General features: G+C 26.6%; 9 protein-coding genes. 8 read left to right on the top strand and 1 reads right to left on the bottom strand.

All coding sequences use genetic code 11. The features are described 5' to 3' along the window. Positions 1 to 104 precede the first annotated feature (104 nt). From HUJ77_RS09060 to sdaAA, 4 genes are all read left to right on the top strand, one after another. Entirely contained in the window at positions 105 to 455 is a 351-nt protein-coding gene (locus tag HUJ77_RS09060; RefSeq protein WP_291708261.1) for a hypothetical protein, read from the top strand. Between the two features lie 31 nt (positions 456 to 486). Next, a complete protein-coding gene (locus HUJ77_RS09065; RefSeq protein ID WP_291708262.1) occupies positions 487 to 1,152 on the top strand; it encodes a hypothetical protein in 666 nt (221 codons plus the stop codon). Positions 1,153 to 1,223: 71 nt separating this feature from the next. Next, positions 1,224 to 1,904: an L-serine ammonia-lyase, iron-sulfur-dependent subunit beta gene (gene sdaAB / locus HUJ77_RS09070; RefSeq protein ID WP_291708263.1), complete on the top strand. Its 681-nt coding sequence runs from the start codon at positions 1,224 to 1,226 to the stop codon at positions 1,902 to 1,904. After that, a complete protein-coding gene (sdaAA, locus tag HUJ77_RS09075) occupies positions 1,894 to 2,787 on the top strand; it encodes an L-serine ammonia-lyase, iron-sulfur-dependent, subunit alpha (protein WP_291708264.1) in 894 nt (297 codons plus the stop codon). Before sdaAB ends, sdaAA begins: the two co-directional genes overlap by 11 nt. Positions 2,788 to 3,134: 347 nt before the next feature. Here the strand turns inward: sdaAA and HUJ77_RS09080 are convergent, their stop codons facing one another. Next, the gene (locus HUJ77_RS09080; protein WP_291708265.1) at positions 3,135 to 3,530 is read right to left on the bottom strand and encodes a helix-turn-helix domain-containing protein; all 396 of its coding nucleotides are present in this window, start codon (positions 3,528 to 3,530) and stop codon (positions 3,135 to 3,137) included. A 165-nt stretch (positions 3,531 to 3,695) separates the two neighbouring features. Between HUJ77_RS09080 and HUJ77_RS09085 the strand changes: the two genes are divergently transcribed. From HUJ77_RS09085 to HUJ77_RS09100, 4 genes are all read left to right on the top strand, one after another. Further along, the gene (locus tag HUJ77_RS09085) at positions 3,696 to 4,301 is read left to right on the top strand and encodes an NAD(P)H-dependent oxidoreductase (protein ID WP_291708266.1); all 606 of its coding nucleotides are present in this window, start codon (positions 3,696 to 3,698) and stop codon (positions 4,299 to 4,301) included. A gap of 90 nt (positions 4,302 to 4,391) precedes the next feature. Beyond that, positions 4,392 to 4,550, top strand: coding sequence for a DUF1540 domain-containing protein (locus HUJ77_RS09090; protein WP_291708267.1), 159 nt, complete (start codon positions 4,392 to 4,394; stop codon positions 4,548 to 4,550). Between the two features lie 238 nt (positions 4,551 to 4,788). Further along, positions 4,789 to 5,919, top strand: coding sequence for a mechanosensitive ion channel family protein (locus HUJ77_RS09095; RefSeq protein WP_291708268.1), 1,131 nt, complete (start codon positions 4,789 to 4,791; stop codon positions 5,917 to 5,919). 437 nt (positions 5,920 to 6,356) lie between these two features. Then, on the top strand, positions 6,357 to 6,800 hold a 444-nt coding region (locus HUJ77_RS09100; RefSeq protein WP_291708269.1), incomplete at its 3' end, for a sigma-70 family RNA polymerase sigma factor.

Below are 6,800 nucleotides of genomic sequence, written 5' to 3' on the forward strand. Positions count from 1 at the left end.
CTATTATATTTCAAATAAATGTATAATAAAAAAATACATTATTATACAATTATGTTAAATTGGAAAAAAGATTTATATATAATTAATGAAGGGGTGATGAATTTATGAAAAATATATTAAAATCTACATTATTAATATTAGTTTTTGCATTGCTTTTAATAGGCTGTACTCCTACTGATTATAAAAAAACTGAGAAAGAAATTAGAGAAATAGCCTATAACTGGTTAGATGATGGAAGTAAATCAGAAATAATTAATTATGATACTGCCTCTATAGGAAAAGTAATATTTACAAGTGATTATTTTGTTGCCACAAAAACTGACAGCATAAATATCAAAAATGTAGAAGCTTATAGAGTGGTACTTAATACTTCAAAGGATGATTTATTAGGAACTATAGTTGTATATTTAAAAGAAGACACTCTTAATGTATTAGGAATGGATTACAGAGAATAATGCTAATTTATCAAGAATAAGTGTATATAAAATGATTGAAATGTTAATATTAAAGGGAGAATTTATGGTTTTAAAAGATGATTATCATAAGGATATGATACTTTTAGATGAAGAAAAATTAATTTACAAAAGAAAGTTTAAAAAGATAACTATAAAAAGAGAAGAAATAAGAAGTGCTTTTTATGATGAATATATATTAGGAATTTTAACTTATAGTGGGAAAGTTTATTCATTAAATATAGTAGCTTTGTTATTTAGCGAAAGAAAGAAATTAGAGGATTTACGATTAGAGCTTAATAAGGAAGAAATATTGTTTGATTATATTAATTCAAGAAGTAATTTTAGTGTTTTATTTTATATTTGTTTCTTTCCTAATATTGTTAATGTTATTTCTAAACAAAAAAATAGTATTAAAATAGTTTTATTAATATTTATTATAGCATTAATAATTTATGGAAATAGGTTAGTATCAAGGTGCTTATATAATATTAATACAAAGGAATTAGAAGTTATTAAATATAAAAACACTATTAAGTATAAAAAAGAGGAAATAGATAAAATTAATCTTATAAAGTGGAATAATAATATAACTATTGTTGAATTTGAAAAGAATAGAAAAAAGTATAAGCTGTATTTTAGAAATAATCCTTATTTAATTAAAATATACAACACAAGCTTAATTAAACTTTTTAAATAATATAGATATTTTATAAAGATACTTATATAATGATGGTATTAAAAATTAATTTATACTAAAGGAGAGAAATCATGAGTAGCATGGGTGTTTTTGATATATTAGGACCAATTATGATTGGACCTTCATCATCACATACTGCAGGAGCTGCACGATTAGGAAAAGTAGCTAGAACTATAGCTGGTGATGAAGTAGTTGAAGTTACATTTTTATTGCATGGATCTTTCGGAAAAACCTATAAGGGGCATGGAACTGATAGAGCCTTAGTTGCTGGAATAATGGGAATGGAGCCTTCAGATGAAAGGCTTAGAGATTCCTTGGAAATTGCAAAGGAAAAGGGAATAAAGATTACTTTTAAAGATACAGATTTAGGGGATTATCATCCTAATACAGTTAAGTTTTTAATGAAGCTTAAAAGTGGAAAAGAATGTGAAGTTATAGGTTCATCTATCGGTGGAGGAAATATAGAAATAATTGAGATTAACGGAAATGAAGTTAAGTTTACTGGAACATATTCTACTATAATAACTTCTCATAAGGATATCCCAGGAACTGTAGCTAAGGTTACTAATATTTTATATGATAGCGATGTTAATATAGCATTTTTAACTTTAGGTAGAAGCCAAAAAGGAAAAAATGCAACTATGACTTTTGAAGTAGATAGCATAATTTCTGAAGATGTAATTGAAGAAATTAAAAAGGTAGAAGGAATAGAAAAAGTTATACTTATTAACAAAATAGAGGATGGTGAGTAGTTTGGACGTAGCAAAATCTGGCGAAGAGCTTATTAAAATATGTGAAGAAAATTCTATTTCTTTAAGTGAATATGCTATTAGAAGAGAAATGGAAGATAGAGAAGTATCAAGAGAAGAAGTTTTAAATAAAATGCATAAGACATTAGAAGTCATGAGAACTGGAGCAACAGAGGCAAGGAAAAAGGAAGTTTATTCTGTTAGTGGGCTTATAGGTGGAGATGCATATAAAATGCAAGAGTATCTAAAAAAGGGAAAAACATTAACAGGAGAAACTATGGTTTTAGCAATGGCAATGGCATTATCTTCATCAGAAGTAAATGCATCTATGGGTAGAATAGTAGCTTGTCCAACAGCAGGCTCTTGTGGAATACTTCCAGCAGTAATATTAACAGCAGGGGAAAAATTAGAAAAAACTGATGATGAATTAGTAAAGGCATTATTTGCATCAGCAGCAGTGGGTATGATAATTGGAAGAAACGCCACCTTTGCAGGAGCAGAGGGTGGATGTCAAGCAGAATGTGGTTCTGCAGCAGCAATGGCATCAGCAGCAGTTGTTGAAATGATGGGTGGAACACCTAAAATGTCTTTAGATGCAGGAGCAATAGTATTTAAAAATATATTAGGACTTGTTTGTGATCCAGTAGCAGGCTTAGTTGAGATTCCATGTGCAAAAAGAAATTCATCGGGAGCTATAAGTGCATTATGCACAGCAGATTTAGTTATGGCAGGAGTAGAATCTAAAATACCTTTTGATGATGCATTATCTGCAATGTATAAGGTAGGAAAAAGCTTACCACCTTCATTAAGAGAAACATCTCTTGGAGGAGTGGCAGTAACAAAAGCAGGATTAGAATTAAGAAAAAAAGTGTTTGGAGAAGATTAGAGAATAGGTAAGAAGTAATAGTGAAAAACTAGGAGATAAATAGTTTTACTACATAATTTCTAAAGATATAGTACATAAGGTTAAAAGTGTAAATTAAAGAGTCCAGTAATCTTTGCTGGACTTTAATTTTTATATTTAATAATATCTAATAATTTGGAATATTCATATATTTTTTCTTTTTGATTGTTAATATGAATACAAAGTAAATCCTAGTTTAGTTTAAATTATAACATAATAAAAAGGCTACTGTCTTAAAGATTACACAGTATCCCTATTTATCAACTATTTTATTTTGTAATTCAGCTTAGCTGAATTATCTCCACAATTCTTTCATTCCTTAATTTTTTTCATTCTTTCATTTCTAATATGTATTCTTCACCATAATTATGCATAGCTTCTAATACAGGAATAATTCTTTTACCCATTTCAGTTAATCCATATTCAACCTTAGGTGGAATTACTGCATAAACCTTTCTGTAAATAAGGTTGTCTGCTTCTAAGCTTCTAAGTTGATTTGTTAGCATTTTTTGTGTAACATTAGGTAGGTTTCTTTTTATATCTCCAAATCTTAAGGGACCATTTACAAGATACCAAAGTATTAGGATTTTCCATTTTCCTGAAATAAGTTTATGAACTAAAATCATTGGACAAGTTTCGTGTAGATCATTATCATTAATATTGTTATTATTGTTGTTATTATTATTTAAATAGCAATCTTCATGTTTATCTGAAAATTTTTCCATATAATATCTCCTTATAAATAATTTAGAATAATTGATAATTAGTATCAATTTAGATACTATGTATAAAAAAAGTGTCTACTTGTAAATTGATAATTAATAAACTATGATTTACTTATATTATAACAAATAGGTAAACATTACAAAAGTGTTTATATGGAGGGTAAAATGAATAAAGTATTATACATAAAAGCAAATATAAAGCCAGAAGGTCAATCAAGAACATTTAAAGTAGCAGATGGATTCATTGAAGAATATAAGAGATTAAATCCTGAAGACGAAATAACAACTTTAGATTTATATAAGGAAAACATAGATTTCTTAAGAGCAGAAGATTTAGCATCTGTTTTTGGTGAAAAAACAGAAGAAAGCAAAAATCATCCAATATTAAAGTATGCATATCAAATAGCAGAAGCTGATAAGATAGTTATAGCAACACCAATGTGGAACTTAGGTGTACCAGCTATAGTTAAGGCATATTTTGATTATGCAAGTGTTACAGGTATAACATTTAAATATACTGCACAAGGTCCAGTAGGAGCATGTAAAGCTACAAAAGCTTTAATAGTTTCTGGTAGAGGTGGAGACTATTCAAGTGAAATGGGAGCACAATTCGAAATGGGAGAAAGATATTTAAGAACTATACTTTCATTCTTTGGAGTTAAAGAAATTAAGAGTATAGCAGCTGAAAATCTTGATGTTGTTGGAATGGATGTTGACAACATAGTTAATACTTGCATAGGCGAATGTAAGACTATAGCACAAGACTTTTAATAAATAATAAAATTACCATTAAGTAAATCACCACCTTATGAATAGTATATGTTTTATGGCAAATACTAATCTAGTAAGGTGGTGATTTTAATGGATAAAAATCCGAGCATAAAATGTTCAGTTCAGCAATGTAAGTATAATAATAACCAAGAAAAATACTGTACATTAGAAATGATCCAAGTTGGAACTCATGAACAAAATCCAAGTCAAGTACAATGTACTGATTGTGATTCTTTTGTATTAAAATAAGCAAAAAAAGCTGTCGTATAATACTTAGTAATTAAAAAAGTAATTTTAAATATAAATTCTATGTGAGTTTAAAATATAAATATACATTTTTAATTATGAGCTGCTGCGACAGCTCTTTTTTTATTTTCTAGGAATTTATAAAAATATTACCCTTTTAATAATTTTTTATAAATAAAATATTATTAAGTAAAATGGATAAAATATAATAAAAAGACTAAAAAATTCTCTAGGAGTAAATATGGAACAAATAGAGGTTATTATTAAAGCTTTGTTAAGAGTTAGTATAAGCAAATATATATTGGCATTACTAGTGATTATATCAGCTTTAATTATTAATAAATTTATAATTACTAGAATATTTGATTATTCAATTAGACTAGTTAAAAGAACAAAGAACTATGTTGATGACAGTTTTGTTAGGGCATTAGAAAAGCCCATTAAATTATATATAAATTTTTATAGTGTGTATGTTTCATTAATAATAATAGATTTTGATGGAATAAATATTAACACTTTTAAAAGTGATAAATTAAATAAAATATTTATCATAATAGTAATATGCTATTTTTTTTATAATCTTACTTTAGAAAACTCATTACTTTATAAAAGGATGCAAAAAAATAATATAGTTTTTCCTTTTATATCTATAATAGTAAGATTAGGAATAGTTATTATTGGAATAAGTATTATTGCAAAAGAATTTGGATTTACAGGCTTTATAGCTGGACTTGGAATAAGTGGAATAGCCTTTGCATTAATGGCTCAAGATGCATTTTCTAACCTTTTTGGAGGAGTAATTATAGTACTGGATAGACCTTTTGCAATAGGGGATTGGATTCAAACCTCTAATATAGAAGGAATAGTACAAGAAATAACCTTTAGAAGTACAAAAATAAGAACCTTCTCCATGGCAGTTGCAACAATTCCTAATTCGAAGCTTGCTAACGAAAATATTATAAATTGGAGTCAAAGAAAATTAAGAAGAATACATTTTAAATTTACTATAAGATTTGAAACACCTGTTGAGAAAATAAAAAGCTCTTTAGAAAAAATAAAGGACTTACTAAATAATCATGAAAAGATAGATAAGGAATTGATAATTGTAAGCTTTAATGAATTATCTACCTATGGTTATGGAATTTTTTTGTATTTTTATACTAATGAAATAACATATGCAAAATACGAAGGAATAAAGCAAGAGATTAATATAGAAATATTAAGTATATTAAAAGAAGAAGAAGTAGAATTAATGTTCTTAAATTTAAGTTTCGGTATGGGAAACTCTCATAAAGATAATATTTGCGAAGGTAATTGTTCAGAATTAGAATCTATAAGAAATATAACTGAAGAGGAAAGAGGAAATAGATAATGTGCTGTAGCACAATGCATAATGCGTAATGTATAATTACTAAAGTTTAATTAATGTAAAATATATATCTTTCATTATTCATTTTTAATTTAGGAGCTGTTGCGACAGCTCCTATTTTTAATTAGTTTTATTATCTAGAGCAAGACCAATAGAAAGGACTAAACATAATCCTGTTAATAATTCCCAAAACAACCCCTATTCCAGTAAAAAGTGCAGAATAATAATTATTATTTTCATTATTATTTTTTTTAAAGCATAAAATCACCACTATAAATACATCTGAAAAGTCATTATATTCATATTATATACTATTTTATGGAAAGTATAGTATATTAACATTAGTTAATATAAAGGAAAATAAATTTTAATTAATTTGATAGAAATTATAAAGTTTAAGCTAATTAATAAGTGTAAGGACTTACAGGAAGGAGAATCTTATGAGTGTAAATGATAAAAACTTTATAAAGTATCTAAATAAGAAAAATGAAAAAGCATTAGATTATGTAGTTGATACCTATGGTGGATTAATAAAGTGTATAGTAAATAAGCATTTGTATAACCTCACCGATTATCATGAAGAATGTGTTAATGATATATTATTAGCTATCTGGAATGGAATTGATAAGTATGATGAAACAAAAGGTGAATTTAAAAATTGGTTGGCAGCAGTTTCAAGGTATAAATGTATTTCATATCAAAGAAAGTATTTAAACTTAGAATTAATGAAGGATGATATTGAAGACATAGACATAAAGGGTGAGGATAGTATTGAAAGATTCTTAGAAAAAGAGGAACTTAAAAAGGAAATAGATTCATTATTAAGTGCACTAACTCCTAAGGATAAGGAGATTTTTATTAGATATTATATAAATGAAGAAAAG

The sequence above is a fragment of the Clostridium sp. genome (assembly GCF_021443865.1).
In the GTDB taxonomy this organism is placed as follows: Bacteria; Bacillota; Clostridia; order Clostridiales; family Clostridiaceae; genus Clostridium.